This is a genomic window from uncultured Salinicola sp., assembly GCF_937921195.1.
In the GTDB taxonomy this organism is placed as follows: Bacteria; Pseudomonadota; Gammaproteobacteria; order Pseudomonadales; family Halomonadaceae; genus Salinicola.
Genome location: NZ_CALFQK010000040.1, coordinates 1 through 15,626, shown reverse-complemented (window position 1 = coordinate 15,626; position 15,626 = coordinate 1). Strand labels below are relative to the sequence as shown.

At 66.0% G+C, this 15,626-nt stretch carries 15 protein-coding genes; 14 read left to right on the top strand and 1 reads right to left on the bottom strand.

Features of this window, described 5'->3' with window-relative positions; all coding sequences use genetic code 11:
• The coding region (locus Q0602_RS03540) for an autotransporter domain-containing protein (RefSeq protein ID WP_298839051.1) at positions 1-1,553 on the top strand (1,553 nt) is incomplete at its 5' end.
• A gap of 186 nt (positions 1,554-1,739) precedes the next feature.
• On the opposite strand, the gene Q0602_RS03535 is transcribed toward Q0602_RS03540, so the two are convergent.
• On the bottom strand, positions 1,740-2,534 hold the full coding sequence (locus Q0602_RS03535) for an inositol monophosphatase family protein (RefSeq protein ID WP_295038012.1): 795 nt from the start codon (positions 2,532-2,534) through the stop codon (positions 1,740-1,742).
• A 135-nt stretch (positions 2,535-2,669) separates the two neighbouring features.
• Between Q0602_RS03535 and Q0602_RS03530 the strand changes: the two genes are divergently transcribed.
• The 13 genes from Q0602_RS03530 (at position 2,670) to der (ending at position 15,606) form a co-directional block, all read left to right on the top strand.
• On the top strand, positions 2,670-3,452 hold the full coding sequence (locus tag Q0602_RS03530; RefSeq protein ID WP_295038047.1) for an RNA methyltransferase: 783 nt from the start codon (positions 2,670-2,672) through the stop codon (positions 3,450-3,452).
• Between the two features lie 112 nt (positions 3,453-3,564).
• Positions 3,565-4,041 carry a Fe-S cluster assembly transcriptional regulator IscR gene (gene iscR, locus Q0602_RS03525; protein WP_295038014.1) on the top strand — a complete coding sequence of 159 codons (477 nt, stop codon included), beginning with the start codon at positions 3,565-3,567 and terminating at the stop codon, positions 4,039-4,041.
• Positions 4,042-4,118: 77 nt separating this feature from the next.
• Positions 4,119-5,297 carry an aminotransferase class V-fold PLP-dependent enzyme gene (locus tag Q0602_RS03520; RefSeq protein ID WP_298839046.1) on the top strand — a complete coding sequence of 393 codons (1,179 nt, stop codon included), beginning with the start codon at positions 4,119-4,121 and terminating at the stop codon, positions 5,295-5,297.
• A gap of 44 nt (positions 5,298-5,341) precedes the next feature.
• Positions 5,342-5,668, top strand: a complete 327-nt coding sequence (locus Q0602_RS03515; protein WP_295038022.1) for an iron-sulfur cluster assembly accessory protein — start codon at positions 5,342-5,344, stop codon at positions 5,666-5,668.
• A gap of 259 nt (positions 5,669-5,927) precedes the next feature.
• Complete coding sequence (gene ndk / locus Q0602_RS03510; protein ID WP_295038024.1) at positions 5,928-6,356, top strand: nucleoside-diphosphate kinase; 429 nt, start codon at positions 5,928-5,930, stop codon at positions 6,354-6,356.
• Between the two features lie 82 nt (positions 6,357-6,438).
• Positions 6,439-7,572, top strand: a complete 1,134-nt coding sequence (gene rlmN / locus Q0602_RS03505) for a 23S rRNA (adenine(2503)-C(2))-methyltransferase RlmN (protein WP_295038026.1) — start codon at positions 6,439-6,441, stop codon at positions 7,570-7,572.
• A gap of 178 nt (positions 7,573-7,750) precedes the next feature.
• The gene (gene pilW / locus Q0602_RS03500) at positions 7,751-8,488 is read left to right on the top strand and encodes a type IV pilus biogenesis/stability protein PilW (RefSeq protein WP_298839042.1); all 738 of its coding nucleotides are present in this window, start codon (positions 7,751-7,753) and stop codon (positions 8,486-8,488) included.
• Between the two features lie 59 nt (positions 8,489-8,547).
• Positions 8,548-9,600 (top strand): RodZ domain-containing protein, encoded by a 1,053-nt coding sequence (locus tag Q0602_RS03495; protein WP_298839039.1) that lies wholly within the window; start codon positions 8,548-8,550, stop codon positions 9,598-9,600.
• Positions 9,601-9,608: 8 nt separating this feature from the next.
• Positions 9,609-10,724 carry a flavodoxin-dependent (E)-4-hydroxy-3-methylbut-2-enyl-diphosphate synthase gene (ispG, locus tag Q0602_RS03490; protein WP_149433649.1) on the top strand — a complete coding sequence of 372 codons (1,116 nt, stop codon included), beginning with the start codon at positions 9,609-9,611 and terminating at the stop codon, positions 10,722-10,724.
• Positions 10,725-10,849: 125 nt separating this feature from the next.
• A complete protein-coding gene (hisS, locus tag Q0602_RS03485; RefSeq protein ID WP_298839036.1) occupies positions 10,850-12,130 on the top strand; it encodes a histidine--tRNA ligase in 1,281 nt (426 codons plus the stop codon).
• Between the two features lie 58 nt (positions 12,131-12,188).
• Positions 12,189-12,845, top strand: coding sequence for a tetratricopeptide repeat protein (locus tag Q0602_RS03480; RefSeq protein WP_295038035.1), 657 nt, complete (start codon positions 12,189-12,191; stop codon positions 12,843-12,845).
• On the top strand, positions 12,845-14,011 hold the full coding sequence (gene bamB, locus Q0602_RS03475; protein ID WP_298839032.1) for an outer membrane protein assembly factor BamB: 1,167 nt from the start codon (positions 12,845-12,847) through the stop codon (positions 14,009-14,011). The genes Q0602_RS03480 and bamB overlap by 1 nt, the downstream gene beginning before the upstream one ends.
• A 191-nt stretch (positions 14,012-14,202) precedes the next feature.
• Complete coding sequence (der, locus tag Q0602_RS03470) at positions 14,203-15,606, top strand: ribosome biogenesis GTPase Der (protein WP_149433645.1); 1,404 nt, start codon at positions 14,203-14,205, stop codon at positions 15,604-15,606.
• Positions 15,607-15,626 lie beyond the last annotated feature (20 nt).

Sequence of the window (15,626 nt, the reverse complement as noted above, 5' to 3'; positions counted from 1 at the left end):
GCGGCAACGACTACGCCGCCGGTGGCGCCCGGGTGACCACCCCGGCGGCGACCCCGTTCGGCGCGGCACCCGCCCTCGGCGAGCAGGTCGCGACCTATCTCTCCAGCACCGGCGGTGTGGCCGATGGCGATACCCTCTATGCCGTATGGGGTGGAGCCAACGACCTGTTCGCGGTGGCCGGCGGCGCCGACGCCCAGAGCACCATCACCACAGCGGTCACCGGCACCGCAGGCATTCTCGCCACGCTTGAAGATGCCGGCGCTCGCCATGTGCTGCTGTTCAACATCCCCGACTTCGGCCTGACGCCACGCTTCAACGGCGATCCCGCCACCAGCGCCGGCGCCACCGCGCTGGCCAGCCAGTACAACAGCGCGCTCTACGCCGCGGTCGCGGCCAGCGGCGCCGAGGTGATCCCGGTGGATACCTTCGGCCTGCTGCAGGAGGTGGTCGCCGAACCCGCCGCCTACGGCTTCACCAATGTCACCGACCGCACCTGTACCCAGACGCTGCCGCTGTGCACGCCCGATACCCTGGTCGCCCCCGGCGCCGACCAAAGCTATGTGTTCGCCGATGACGTCCACCCCACCACCGCCACCCACCGGATCATCGGCGAGTACGTGATCTCGCTGCTCGAGGCACCGCAGCAGCAGCAGTTGCTGACCCATTCGGCGCTCCTCGGCGGGCGCTCGCGGGCCAACCGGGTAGCCGAGCATCTCAACGCGGTACCGCTGGCCAACGGCCTGCGCTGGTGGGGCGATCTGCGTGCCGAGCATCAGCAGCTCGACTCCGGCGATCTGTATGACGCCAGCATGCCGGCGGGGCTGTTCGGGGTGGACTGGTATCGGGACGGACTGGTGCTGGGCGGGTTCGTCGGCTACGGCGATCAGGATGCCGACTTCGGCGACGGCCGCGGCGACTTCCAGCGCAAGGACACCACCGTCGGGCTCTTCTCCGGCTGGTATGCCGAGAGCGCCTGGGCCAATGCCCAGTTAAGCTACAGCTGGCTCGACTACGATATCGACCGCGAAGTGCAACTGGGCAGCGCGACCCGCCACCACCGCGGCTCCCCGGAGGGCAGCAACCTGACCGCCGCGCTCAACGCCGGCTACGAGTTACGCGCCTTCGCGATTCCCGAGGGCGACGTGCGCACCGGGCCGATCGCCGGTGTGACCTGGCAGCGGGTCAAACTCGACGGCTACGACGAAGAGGGCCAGGCCTCGACCTCGCTGAGCTATCCCGACCAGGACATCGACTCGCTGGTGGGCCGGGTCGGCTGGCAGATCCGCCGCCACGGGCCGACGCTCAACCCCTACCTGCAGCTCACCTACAACCACGAATTCGAGGAGAGCGAGGGGGTCGCGGCGACTCTGCAGAGTCTGCCGCAGCTGGGCGACTATCGCGTACCCAAGCTCACCTTCGACCGTGACTATGTCGAGGTCGACCTCGGGGCGCGGGCCACGCTCTGGGGCGTCGATACCCAGCTCGGCGCCAGCGTCGATCCCGACAACGCGCGCACCAGCACGCTGTTCGTGAATCTGGGCAAGCGTATCTGAACGCGCCGGAGTGCCCCGGCGCCGCGCTCAGCGCTGGGATGCGATTCAGCACCATGAGTTGGAAACGTAAGCCGGAAACGTGGGCCGGAAACAGAGACACCCCGCCGGCAAAACCGGCGGGGTGTCTCTGTTCAGGGGCTTCATCTCGAGGGCCTCTGGAGCCCTTCGGGCGTGGCACCCGAGGCGTTAAACGCTCGCCTTCAACTGCTGCGCCAGCGCCTTGTAGAGACGCGGGCCGGCGGCCATCAGGCAGCCGCCATCTTCGATGCTGGGCGAACCGTCGAGGGCACCGGTCAAGGCGCCGGCCTCCTTCAGCATCAGCGAACCGACCAAGCGATCCTGCTCTTCCAGCCCGAACACGAACACCGCGTCGGCGCGGCCGGAGGCGAATTCGATCATGTCGAGGAGCGCACAGCCGGAACCGGTCAGGGTATCGATCTGCGGCCCGAGTCGTTCGACCACGCCGAGATACTGAGGCAGCCAGCGCGAGCGGGCTTCCTGGGTCGGCCAGGCCAGCGCGACCCTGGCGCCGTTGATGCCGACCGTCTTGGACGCGCGCAGGCGTTTGCCGTTGCCCTGGGCTCCGCGGCCGCGACTGATCAGGAACTCGTCATCGCTGAACGGCGACACGATCACCGCGTGTTCCGGACGCCCCTTGACCAGGCACACCATCGAAATCGCGAACTGCCGGCTCGCCACACCGAGGTTGGACTCGCCGTGGATCGGCTCGATGTGCCACACGGTCTCCTTGTCGGTGCCCTTGCCCTCGCGATAAGGGGTATAGCGCCCGGAGATACCGTGCTGCGGATAACCGCGGGTGAGCTGATGCACGATCAGCGTCTCGGCGTTGCGCGCCGTATCCTCGAGCAGACTGGCGGTCGCGTGCTCGTCATGATTGACCTCGAGACGGTCACGGATACGAACGAATTGCTCAGCGGCGCTGCGAGCGGCACGCAGCGCATATTGAACCATCGGATGCATGGATCTGGCCTTGGGGTGTCGGAAGCTGTTAAAGAACGCCGCGCAGTCTAGCAGAAGCGCCCCTCTCCAGTCATGTTAGACTGCGGGTTTTCCCGGTTTCCACACTGCCTGATGTCCGCCTTCTCTATGCTCGACATGCTCGACCGAATTCGTATCGTCCTCATCGGTACCAGCCACCCCGGCAATATCGGTGCCGCCGCGCGCGCCATGCGCAACATGGGCCTCGAAGATCTCGCCCTGGTCACCCCGCGCTGCGACCCCAGGGACCAGGAGGCATACTCGCGCGCCTCCGGCGCCAACACCCTGGTCGATGCCGCGCGGCAATTCGACGCACTCGAAACAGCCGTCGCCGACTGCACGCTGGTGGTCGGTGCCAGCGCGCGATCGCGCCATCTGCCGTGGCCGATGGTCAGCCCGCGCGCCTTGGCGGAAGGCCTGCCGCAAGCGCTGGCCTCCGATGGCGCCCGAGTCGCACTGGTGTTCGGTCGCGAGGATACCGGCCTGACCAACGCCGAGCTGCAGCGCTGCCATCAGCACGTGCACATCCCGACCAATCCGGACTTCAGTTCGCTCAACCTGGCCGCCGCCGTGCAGGTGCTCGCCTACGAGTGCCGCCAGGCGTTTCTGGCCATGGACGAGACCGCCACGCCTGCGGTGAACACCACGACCGGCGAGATGGATCAGCCCTTCGGCGTCGAGTGGGACAACCCGCCGGCGACCCATGCCGATCTCGAGCGCTTCTTCGTCCATCTCGAGAGCACGCTGACGGCGATCGATTTCCACGACCCGGACAATCCCCGCCAGTTGATGGCACGTCTGCGCCGGCTGTTCCTGCGCGCCCATCTCGATTCGATGGAGATGAACATCCTGCGCGGCATTCTCGGCACGATCGACAAGCGCCTGCGCGAAAGACCCTGACATCGCCGGAGCACGCCGCGCGTTTTCCGGCCGCCTTCAGCCGAATGGTTGACCGTCTTACTGGGTTTTTCCATAATGCCGGCACCGATGCAGCGACAGCCGATACCCGCCGATGCGTTTGACCACCAAAGGGCGTTACGCCGTGACCGCGATGCTCGATCTGGCCCTCAATGCCGATCAGGGGCCGGTGTGCCTGGCGGACATCTCCAAGCGCCAGGACATCTCGCTCTCCTACCTGGAGCAGCTGTTCGCGCGACTGCGGCGGGCCCAACTCGTCAGCAGCGTGCGCGGGCCGGGCGGCGGTTACCTGCTGGGTCGTGCGCCGGCGGACATCTCCGTGGCGGGCGTGATCGATGCGGTCAACGAATCGGTCGATGCCACCCGCTGCCAGGGGCAGGCGGACTGCCATCGGGGCAGCAAGTGCATCACCCATCACCTGTGGTGCGATCTGTCGGACGAGATTCAGCGCTTCCTGAGCGATATCAGCCTGCAGGAACTGGTGCGCCGGGAACAGGCTCGCGGTACCGCCCGCCCCGAACCCGACGCCTTCGCCGACCACGGTGCCACGATTGCGGTGTCGACGCGCTAGCCGGGTCGTCCAGCGACTACACTTCAGCATAACGCGTCCGACGCCATTTCGACCGACTGCCAGAGATCTTCCGTGCCATGAGCGCTCCGATTTATCTCGATTACGCCGCCACCACCCCCACCGATCCGCGGGTGGCCGAGCAGATGATGCGTCATCTGACGCTGGACGGGGTCTACGCCAACCCGGCGTCGCGCAGCCACATGCCCGGATGGCTGGCCGAACAGGCGGTGGAGAACGCCCGCCGCCAGGTCGCCGACCTGATCGGCGCGGATCCGCGCGAGATCGTCTGGACCTCCGGTGCCACCGAGGCCGACAACCTGGCGCTGACCGGCTTCATGCGTGCCAACCGCGGCCGCGGTCGCCATCTGGTCACCTCGATCATCGAACACAAGGCGATCGTGGATACCGCGATCGCACTGGAAGCGGAAGGCTTCGAGGTCACCTGGCTGACACCGGGACACGATGGCCTGATCACGCCACAGCAGTTGCGCGAGGCGATGCGCCAGGACACCGTCCTGGTCTCGCTGATGGCGGTCAACAACGAACTGGGCAGCGTCAACGACCTCACCGGCCTGGCGGCCGTCGCCCACGAGTTCGGCGCACGCTTTCACGTCGACGCCGCTCAGGCCACCGGCCGGTTGGCGCTGGATGTCGGCGCGATGGGTATCGACCTGATGTCGCTATCGGCACACAAGGTCTACGGTCCCAAGGGCATCGGTGCCCTCTACGTTCGCCGCGACCCGGAACTGCGCATCGAGGCGCTGATCCACGGCGGCGGTCACGAACGGGGCATGCGTTCCGGCACCCTGCCCACCCACCAGATCGTGGGCATGGGCGAGGCGTGCGCGCTGGCACGCGACGAGGGCGATGCCGACGGCGAACACGTCCGTGCACTGCGCCAGCGGTTCCTCGACGGGCTGGCCGACTGCGGCGGCATCCACAACCACTCGCCGCAGGACCGGTCCGTGCCCAACATCGTCAATCTCGCCTTCGACGGCGTGGATGGCGAATCGCTGCTGATGGCGCTGCGCGGACTCGCCGTATCCACCGGGTCGGCGTGCAACTCGGCCAGCGTGGAGCCCTCCTACGTGCTCAAGGGGATCGGCGTGCCGCACTCCCAGGCACTGGCTTCGATCCGCTTCAGCTTTGGCCGGTTCACCTCCCTCGAAGAGATCGACGCGGCCGTGGCCGACATAAGCCGCGCCCTGAACGGCTTGCGTCAGCCGTCGAAATCCGCCGCCCTCAGTCATCGCTAGGGGAACGGCGCCAGCGCCGCTCCCTTCCGGCAAGGAGAAATATCATGCAGAACATCACCATCAGTGAATCCGCCGCCACCCAGATTCGTCATGTCCTGGAGGAGCGAGGCAGCGGCCTGGGGCTACGCGTGGCGGTCAAGCCGAGCGGCTGCTCCGGTTACAGCTACGTGCTCGACATCGCCGACGACCTGCGCGACGGCGATATCGCGTTCGAGGAACGCGGCGTCAAGGTGCTGGTGGACAAGGACGCGCTGGCGATCCTCGACGGCACCGAGGTGGACTATGTCAGCGAAGGGCTCAACCGCTTCTTCCGCTTCAACAATCCCAACGTGACCGACGAGTGTGGCTGTGGCGAGAGTTTCAACGTCTGAACCACCTCCGCATCCATGCCGTCCCGGCCCCGGCGCGGTGACGCCCGGGGTGCGTCGGTCGCGGGGTTGCGCTACAATGGCGCGATTTTTCGGCTGGCGTGTCGGCACCTCGCAAGTGCCCGCCACCCCGGCCAGCGACGATTTCGGACGGCGCGCCACCTGACGATGCGATCGGTCAGGGGCGCGTCGTCTCGCATCTTCATCACTTTTTCGTTCGCGACGATCGCGAGTGATTCACCACAGCCAGGAGACCGAAGTCATGGCCACCGAGCGTACGCTCTCCATCATCAAGCCCGATGCCGTTGCCAAGAACGTGATCGGCGACATCTACAGCCGGTTCGAGAAAGCGGGCCTGCAGATCGTTGGCGCCAAGATGCTGCACCTCTCCAAGGAGCAGGCCGAAGGCTTCTACGCCGAGCACAAGGAGCGTGGCTTCTTCGCCGACCTGGTCAGCTTCATGACCTCCGGCCCGGTGATGGTCCAGGTCCTCGAAGGCGAAGGCGCGATTGCCAAGAACCGCGAGCTGATGGGCGCCACCAACCCGAAGGAAGCCGCCCCGGGCACCATTCGCGCCGATTTCGCGTCGTCCATCGATGCCAACGCCGCGCACGGTTCCGACGCGCCGGAATCCGCCGCCCGCGAAATCGACTACTTCTTCAAGGACGACGAACTCTGCTCGCGCAGCTGATTCGTCGACCGACCGGCCTCTTGCGCCGGTCGGTCCTCCCCGTCTTCGGACCCCCCGCCACTCTCGAGCCGATGCCGTTGCTATGAGCGCTGCTACCGCTACCCCGCGCACCAATCTACTGGGGCTCTCTCGCGAGCAGATGGAGGCGTTTTTCGTCTCTCTGGGCGAGAAGAAATTTCGCGCTGCCCAGGTCATGAAGTGGATCCACCAGGAAGGTTGCGACGACTTCGAGTCGATGACCAATCTCTCCAAGCCGCTGCGTGCCCGACTGGCAGAACACGCCGAGATCCGTGGCCCGAGCGTGGTCTACGAAGGGACCTCCAGCGACGGCACCCGCAAGTGGGTGCTCGAGGTCGAGGATGGCAGCTACGTCGAAACCGTGCTGATTCCGGCCGACAGCGGCACGCGTCGCACGCTCTGCGTGTCGTCGCAGGTGGGCTGCTCGCTGGACTGCAGCTTCTGCTCCACCGGCAAGCAGGGGTTCCAGCGCAACCTGACCAGCGCCGAGATCATCGGCCAGGTCTGGGTCGCGCAGCAGCGGGCCGGCGGTCGCATGAGCGCACCGGACGGACGCCGCGCCATCACCAACGTGGTGATGATGGGCATGGGCGAGCCTCTGCTCAATTACGACAACGTGGTGCCGTCGATGAAGCTGATGCTCGACGACAACGCCTACGGTCTGTCAAAGCGCCGGGTGACGCTATCCACCTCCGGCGTCGTACCGATGATCGACAAGCTGGGCGACGATATCGACGTGAGCCTGGCCATCTCGTTGCACGCCGCCAACGACGAATTGCGCAACGAACTGGTGCCGCTCAATCGCAAGTACAACATTCGCAAGCTGCTCGATTCGTGCCAGCGCTACCTCGCCAAGTGCGGCGATGCGCGTCACATCACCATCGAGTACACCCTGATCAAGGACGTCAACGACCAGCAGGTGCATGCCCAGGAACTCGTCGCACTGCTCGACGAGCTGCCGTGCAAGATCAACCTGATCCCCTTCAATCCGTTTCCCCATTCGGGATACGAGAAGCCGTCGCGCAATCAGGTCATGCGCTTCCAGAGCTGGCTCTACGAGCTCGGACACACCGCGATGGTGCGTACGACCCGGGGCGACGACATCGATGCGGCCTGCGGGCAACTGGTGGGCAAGGTCAAGGATCGCACCAAACGGCACGAGCGCTATATCCAGTCGATCCAACTGGACGCCGACTGAATTGGCGCGTTCGCCGGAGGCGGTGGAGCGCACGCCGATTGGCCTCGGGCCAAACGGGCGTCACCTTGACTTCGCTCCGGTCCGGCGCTTTGATGGGGGCCCCAAAACCGCTTTGTTATCAGTTGCTCGGGATTCGACCTTCGGTTCGTCGCCATCCCGTAACCTGGGAGAGCCGTGAATGACTCGCCAACCTCGTCCATTTTCGATACGGCCGCTATGTATCGCGATGGGCTTGGTGTGTCTATTGGGCGGCTGCGCCACGGCGGTCTCGTCCAACGGACCGAAGCAGGACAGCCCCGAGGATGCGGCGGCAGCCTACACGCGACTCGGCAAGGCCTATCTCGCCGAAGGCAACCTGCCCCGTGCGCAGCAGGCCCTCGAGCACGCGCTGAGCCTGGACGCCCGGGACAGCGGTGCGCTCGAGGGACTGGCGCTGCTCTATCAGCGCCAGAACGATCTCGACCTGGCGGACCGGTTCTTCCAGCAAGCGCTGAACGCCGAACCCAAGGCCACGCGCATACGCAACAACTACGCGGCACTGCTGTATCAGCGCGGCGAGTACGCCAAGGCGTGCGAGCAGTTGAGCGTCGCCAGTGAAGATATCACCTATACCAATCGGGCCCAGCTTTTTGCGAATCTGGGCCAATGCGAGATGGCCAGCGGCGATGCGACTGCAGCTCGCCGGTCTTACGAGCGCGCGCTCGATATCGACGCGCGGGACGCCCGCAGCCTGCTGGCCCTGGCTCGCATCGATCATACGCAGGGTAACAACGAACGCGCCTGGGAACGCTTGCAGCGTTATTTCACCGTGGCCGGCACCAACGCCGAGAGCCTGCGCCTGGCAAGCGAGATCGCCAGCGCCCAGGGGGACTCGGCGCGTGCCGCCTTTTACCGTCAGCAGTTGGGCGGCGCCTGAGGCCAACAGACCCCGTACTCGAGTCCTGACTCGGGAAGAGATCAGAAGGATTTTCGCCAATGAGCGAAATGAACGAACCATCGACCAAGCAACACGACGCGCCCGGCCTCTCTTCCGAAACGGCAGGCGACATGCTCCGAAGCGAGCGCGAGCGTCAGGGACTCAGTCTCGAAGACGTCGCGCTGCAGCTGAATCTGCGGCCGATCGTGGTCACGGGCCTCGAGGAGGACCGCTTCGACCAGGTCCCCATCGCCGCTTATCGGCGGGGTTACGTGCGGGCCTATGCGCGCTTGCTGGGTATCGACGAGACCCGGGTCGTCGGGGCCTACGACGCCAAGCACGGTCGCGGCGACATGGAACGAAAACTGGCCCCGGTGCACACCGCGCGCGCGCCCTCCCGGGTCGGCGCCTGGATCTTTCGCCTGTTCACGCTACTGGTCATCGTCGGCCTGATTTCGCTGACGTTGCTGTGGTGGCAGAGCCGTGAGGGCAACGAGATCTTCGGAGGCGGGAGCGATGACAGCCCGATCACCGTCGACCGTCTGAACGACGATGGCGCCGGCGCTTCCGCACAAGCGCCGGATACGGAAAGCTCGGCGATGACGCCCAACACCGATACGCAACTGCCGCCGCTGCCCACACAGCAGAACACGCCGTCGGCCGGGGCTGACGCCTCGACGGACGGCGCCGGGTCCACGGATAGCGGTGCCGGCAATGACACCGGCGTTTCCGCGTCGGCGGAGACGACGACGCCGAGTGGTGACGAACGCCAGGCCCAGCAGCTCGGCTCGACGGCCAACGATGTGGTCGCGTCTTCCACGGCTTCCACGGCGCCGTCCGATGATGAGGCGACGCCAGCCGCGGCCAGCGACGATACGCTCTCCCTGACTTTCAACGAAGAGTCATGGACAGAGATCTACGATGCCAACGACGACCGGATTTTCAGTGGTCTGCAGTCCGCCGGCAGTCAGGCGAGCGCGGAAGGCGATCCCCCCTTCCGGCTGACCATCGGCAACGCCAGCGGCGTGAGGCTCCGGTACCGCGGTGAATCGGTCGATCTGAGCCAATACACGGGCGGCAACAACGTCGCCCGCTTTACCCTGGGAGACTGAGAAGCGCCATGAATATGCCATCTCCGATCACCCGCCGAACCTCCCGACAGATCCATGTCGGTGATGTCCCCGTCGGTGGCGGCGCGCCGATTGCCGTCCAGAGCATGACCAATACCGACACCAACGACGTCGCCGCCACCGTCGCCCAGATCCAGCGCCTTCAACAGGCCGGCGCCGACATCGTGCGCGTCTCGGTACCGGACATGGACGCCGCCGAAGCCTTCGGCAAGATCAAGCGCCAGGTCAGCGTTCCGCTGGTGGCGGATATCCATTTCGATTACAAGATCGCCCTGCGGGTGGCCGAGCTCGGGGTCGACTGCCTGCGCATCAACCCCGGCAACATCGGCCGCGAGGATCGTGTGCGGGCGGTGGTCGACGCGGCGCGCCATCACGGCATCCCGATCCGTATCGGCGTCAATGCCGGTTCGCTGGAGAAGGATCTGCAGAAGAAGTATGGCGAGCCGACCCCGGAGGCGCTGGTCGAGTCGGCCATGCGCCACATCGACCATCTCGACCGGCTCGACTTCCCCGACTTCAAGGTCAGCGTCAAGGCCAGCGACGTGTTCATGGCGGTGGCCGCCTACCGGCTGCTGGCCAAGCAGATCGAGCAGCCGCTGCATCTGGGCATCACCGAAGCCGGCGGCCTGCGCTCCGGCACGGTGAAGTCCTCCATCGGCCTCGGCATGCTGCTGATGGATGGTATCGGCGATACCATCCGCGTCTCCCTGGCCGCCGATCCGGTGGAGGAGATCAAGGTCGGCTTCGATATGCTGAAGAGCCTCAAGCTGCGCGCCAAGGGCATCAACTTCATCGCCTGCCCCAGCTGCTCGCGCCAGAACTTCGATGTCATTGCGACCATGAACGCCCTCGAGGAGCGCCTCGAGGACATCATGACGCCGCTGAACGTCTCGGTCATCGGCTGCGTGGTCAACGGCCCCGGCGAAGCCAAGGAGACCGACATCGGTCTCACCGGCGGCAGCCCGGCCAACCTGGTCTACATCGACGGCAAGCCGGCGAGCAAGCTGCGCAACGATCATCTCGTCGACGACCTCGAAGCGCTGATCCGCGAGAAGGCGAAAGAGAAAGAGAGCCGCGCAGGCGACCTGATCGCCCGCGAGGCGTGAATCCAGCGCGCACGAGCTCGCATGCGTGACCGTGAGGCTTGACGCCCCGCGGCTCACCATCAGAGAGTAACCGACGAACGCCCAGGCGGGTGCCTGCGGCGTTTTGCTATAGGCAGGAGTGTCAGTTGAGCAACAAACTACAGGCCATTCGCGGCATGAACGATCTGCTGCCGGATCGGTCGCCCGCGTGGCAGTATCTCGAGCGGCAGCTGCGCTCACTGGTGGACCGCTACGATTACCGCGAGATCCGCACCCCGATCGTCGAACAGACCGCCCTCTTCGCCCGCTCCATCGGCGAGGCGACCGACGTGGTCGAAAAGGAGATGTACACCTTCGACGACCGCAATGGCGAAAGCCTGACGCTGCGCCCGGAAAACACCGCTGCCGTCGTGCGAGCGGCGATGGAACATGGCCTGCTGCACAACCAGACGCAGCGGCTTTGGTACATGGGGCCGATGTTCCGCTACGAGCGTCCGCAGAAGGGCCGCTACCGCCAGTTCCACCAGGTCGGCATCGAGGCCTACGGCATGGCCGGCCCCGATATCGACGCCGAGATCATCCTGCTCTCCGCTCGTCTCTGGCGCCAGCTCGGCATGGCCGAACACGTCACCCTCGAACTCAATTCACTGGGTACGCCGGAGGCGCGCGCCGCCTATCGCGACTCCCTGGTCGCCTATTTCGAGTCCCATCGCGAGGTGCTCGACGAGGATTCCCTGCGCCGGCTGACGACCAATCCGTTGCGGATCCTGGACTCCAAGAACCCCGCCATGGCCGAGATGCTGGCCGGGGCGCCGCAGTTGCTGGACCACCTCGACGACGCCTCCCGCCAGCATTTCGAGCAGTTGAAATCGACGCTCGATGCCGCCGGTGTCGGCTATCGCATCAACCCCCGGCTGGTCCGTGGGCTCGACTACTACTCGCGCACCGTGTTCGAGTGGACCACCACCGCCCTCGGCAGCCAGGGCACCGTCTGCGGCGGCGGGCGCTACGACGGCCTGGTCGAACAGCTCGGCGGCAAACCGACGCCGGGCGTCGGTTTCGCCATCGGCCTCGAGCGCCTCATGCTGCTGCTCGATACCCTCGACCTGATCCCCGCGGAAGCCCACGGCGGCGCCGACGCCTATCTGCTGGCGATGGGCGATTCGGCGGAGCGCAACGCGATAGGGCTCGGCGAGCGCCTCCGCGATGCTCTGCCAGCGCTGCGACTTCAGGTACACTGCGGCGGCGGCAGCTTCAAGAGCCAGATTCGTCGGGCCGATCGCAGCGGCGCCCGGGTCGCGCTGATCCTCGGCGAGGACGAGATCGAAAAGGGCTGCCTGACGATCAAGCCGCTGCGCGAGGATGGCGAGCAGCAGACACTCGAACTGGACGACGCCATTGCCTGGCTGGACCGCCAGTTCCCCTGAAGCCTGAACGGGTACCGGCAGCCGCATGACTGCCGACGAACGCAGAAGGAGACCGCCCGTGGCGGAGCTTAGGACCGAAGAAGAGCAACTGGACGCGATCAAACAGTGGTGGAAGTCGAACGGCAGCGCGCTGCTGGTGGGTATCGCCGTCGCCGCCGCCGGCGTCTTCGGCTGGCATGCCTGGCAGCGCTATGAGGCAGGCCAGTCCGCCGAGGCGTCCAATGCCTACCAGCAGCTGATCGCCATCGCCAGCAGCGACACGCTCGACGACAACGCCCGCACGCAGGCCTTCAGCCTGGCGGATGGCTTGCAGAGCGATCATGGCAGTACGCTCTACGCCGACCTGGCCGGCCTGCTGGAAGCCAAGATCGCCATCGGCGCCGACGACACGGACCGCGCTCGCCAGGCGCTCAACGATGTCGCCGACGGCAGCGATCGCCCCTACATGAAGGGCCTGGCACGCATCGACCTGGCGCGTCTTCAGATCGCCAGCGACGATCCGGACGCGGCGCTGAAGACACTCGAGGAAGCCGTGCCAGGTGCGCTCGAGGCGCAGCGCCAGAACGTCCTCGGCGACGCCTTCGTCGCGCTGGAACGCCCGGACGATGCGCGCAAGGCCTATCGACAGGCGCAAAGTCTGGCCCAGGATGCTGACCAGACGATCTACGGCCTGCAGCTCAAGCTAGACGATCTCGGTGCGGAGGACGCCACCTGATGAAACTGACTCACCTACTTCTGCCCCTGGGACTGACCGCCACACTGCTGGCCGGTTGTGCCGGTAGCGTCGAACCGCAGTACCCCCCCAAGGAGCTCCAGGACTTCACCCCCAAGGTCAGCCTCGAAGAGCGCTGGGACCAGGGTATCGGCGAAGGGCTGGGCCGCGCCCGCTATCCGCTCACGCCGATCGTCGACGACGGGACCCTCTATGCCGTCGACGAAACCGGCGATCTGCGTGCGATCGATACCGAAAGCGGCGACACCCAGTGGGAGGTCGAGTTGGGGACGCCCATCTCCAGCGGCATCGGCGCCGACGGTGGCCGTCTCTACATCGGCACGCGCAACGGCGAGGTGCTGGCCGTGGATCGCAAGGACGGCAGCGTCGACTGGAAATCGCGGGTCTCCAGCGAGGTGCTGGCCGCTCCCCAGGTCAACAGCGAGCTGGTGGTGGTACAGAGCGTCGACGGCGCCGTCACCGCGCTCAACCGGCTGGATGGCGACGAGCGGTGGGTCTACTCCAGCTCGCAGCCGGCACTGACGCTGCGCGGCACCGGCGCTCCCCGCGTCATCGAGCCGGTCTCCTTCGCCGGCTTCGCCAACGGCCGCCTGGTGACGCTGGACAATCGCAGCGGTCAGCCGCTGTGGGACATGCGCGTCGCCGTGCCGAAGGGCCGTACCGAGGTCGACCAGCTCGTCGACCTCGACGGCCAACCGGTACTGACCCAGGACGGGCGTCTATTCGTGACCAGCTACAACGGCCGCCTGCTGGCGCTGGAAGCCACCTCCGGCAAGGTGCTGTGGGAACACGAGGAGTCCAGCTACCTGACGCCGCTGCTCGTCGGCAACTATCTGTTCACGGTCAACGCGGCCAGCCACGTGATCGCGATCGACGCCGACACCGGCCGGGTGATGTGGGATTCCGACACCCTCGAAGGCCGCTCGCTGACCGCGCCGTCGTTCGTCGACGGCAACATCGCGGTGGGCGACTACCAGGGCTACATCCACCTCATCGATGCCGCCACCGGCGAGATGAATGGGCGCGTGCATGTCGGTGGCGACGGCCTGACACTGCCCCTGCTCACCGGCGATCGCCGTCTCTATGCGCTGGGCAACGATGGCACCCTGGTCGCCTACGACCTGAAGACGCTTTCCGACCAGAACTGATCGGCACCGGCGTCAGCGCTTCGGCCCCGCTCTGGCGGGGCCGAGTTCGTTGGAAGGAACGAAAGCGACCGGGTTCGGACTTCACGCTTTTCGCATGCTAGAATGCCCGGCTATCAAGCGGTCGTATCGGGCTCCCTCACCGCCCCTCCCACCGGCCGTCCACCTTGTCACCGCCTTTTTTGCGAATCGCCATGAACCCCGTTATCGCCCTGGTTGGCCGACCCAACGTCGGCAAGTCGACGCTTTTCAATCGCCTGACACGCACTCGCGACGCGCTGGTGGCCGATTTCCCCGGTCTGACCCGTGACCGCAAATACGGTAGCGGCCAGCTCGGCGACAAGACCTACACCGTGATCGACACCGGCGGCATCAGCGGCGACGAGCAGGGTATCGATGCGGCCATGGCGGAGCAGTCGCTGACCGCCATCGACGAGGCCGACATTGTGCTGTTCATGGTCGACGGACGCGCCGGGCTGATGCCAGCCGACCAGGCGATCGCCAACCACCTGCGCGTCAACCAGAAGAAGACCTGGCTGGTGGTGAACAAGACCGACGGCCTCGAGGAGCACACCGCGATGGCCGACTTCTGGGCACTCGGCCTGGGTGATCCGCGCCCGATCGCCGCCTCCCACGGTCGCAACGTCACCACGTTGATCGACGAGGTGCTGGAACCCTTCCCCGAGCGCGATCCGAACGCTGGCCCGGCTGGCCATCACCCCGGCATCCACATCGGCGTCATCGGCCGGCCCAACGTCGGCAAGTCGACGCTGGTCAACCGCATGCTGGGCGAAGAGCGCGTAGTGGTGTTCGACGAGGCCGGGACCACCCGCGACGCCATCGAAGTGCCCTTCGAGCGGCGTGGCAAGCCTTATGTGCTGGTCGATACCGCGGGTGTGCGGCGGCGCAAGAACGTCAGCCTGATCGCCGAAAAGTTCTCGATCATCAAGACCCTGGAAGCGATCAAGGAGTGCCACGTCGCGATCATGGTGCTGGACGCCCGCACCGGCCTGGTGGAGCAGGACATGCACCTGCTCGACTACGTGCTCAGCAGCGGACGCGCGCTGGTGCTGGCAGTCAACAAGTGGGATGGCCTGGAAGGGGAAGCGCGGGAGAAGATGCGCTCGGACATCAAGCGTCGGCTCGGGTTTGCCGACTACGCCGAGCTGCACTTCATCTCGGCCTTGCACGGTACCGGCGTCGGCGACCTCTACAAGTCGGTGGACAAGGCGTTCGACAGCGCCAACAGCCACTGGTCGACCAACCGGCTGACCTCGATCCTGCAGGATGCCGTCAGCGAGCATCAGCCGCCGATGATCAATGGACGCCGGATCAAGCTGCGCATGGCCCACCAGGGCGGCAGCAACCCGCCGATCATCGTCGTCCACGGCAACCAGACCTCGTCGTTGCCAGAGGCCTACAGGCGTTATCTCACCAACACCTTCCGCAAGGTACTGAAGGTGCGAGGCACGCCAATTCGATTCGAATTCCGTTCGGGCAACAACCCCTACGACAACCAGGCCGGCGCCAGCGACCGGGAAAAGGCGCGCGAGCGCCAGCTGAGCCGAACCCGCGAGGCAAGAAAGAACCGCCGCTGATCCACTGCGCGAGGCAAGGC